Here is a 664-nt window from a genome sequence, read left to right as displayed (position 1 = left end):
GCTCTACGTTCCTTTCGTTCTAAAATGGGAAGGCGGTTATGTCAACGATCCTGTGGATCGAGGAGGTGAAACGAATATGGGGATCACTAGAGCCACTTTTGATAGCTTGGCTTCAAGAGTGCTAGGTGTAACACCCAGCGATTCAACCTTTAGAGCGCTGACAAAAGACCAGGCTTCACTCTTTGTGAAATACTTCTGGGATAAAGCAACCTACAACAACTCTATTAATTCTCAAATCGTTGCCGAGGCAGTTACTTCTTGGATGTGGGGTTCAGGTTACCTCGGTTTACGAGAATTTCAAAAGCTACTCAATGAGGAGTATGGTTTCAGGTTAAAGGTAAATGGCGTCATTGAAGCGCAAACCGTAAAAGCTGCAAACTCCATCTCTTCACGAGCGCTATTCAACAAGATGCTTGAACGGCGGAGAGCTTTCTTCCTATCGATTGTAAATAGAAATCCTAGTCAAGCTCGGTTCATCAACGGTTGGTTGAATCGACTTAATGACTTCGCTGATCGACACAAAAAAAAAATCTCATCGGAACCGCGGCAGGTGTGTTCGGACTGTCCATGTTCGGACTGCTCTTGTACAGAATAACTCGAAATGACTAAAGGTGGATACATCTGGATTGTTCTCGTTTCCCTGGCATTGGTCTACTTCATTGGT

General features: G+C 44.4%; 1 protein-coding gene. It reads left to right on the top strand.

Going from position 1 to position 664, the window contains the following annotated elements:
* The coding region (locus F8C82_RS14670; protein WP_151694380.1) for a glycoside hydrolase family 108 protein at positions 1–595 on the top strand (595 nt) is incomplete at its 5' end.
* Positions 596–664 lie beyond the last annotated feature (69 nt).

Source organism: Phaeocystidibacter marisrubri (assembly GCF_008933165.1).
Lineage (GTDB): Bacteria > Bacteroidota > Bacteroidia > Flavobacteriales > Schleiferiaceae > Phaeocystidibacter > Phaeocystidibacter marisrubri.
Note: the sequence above shows the minus strand (reverse complement) of the source record. Positions and strands in the feature narration are given on the sequence as shown.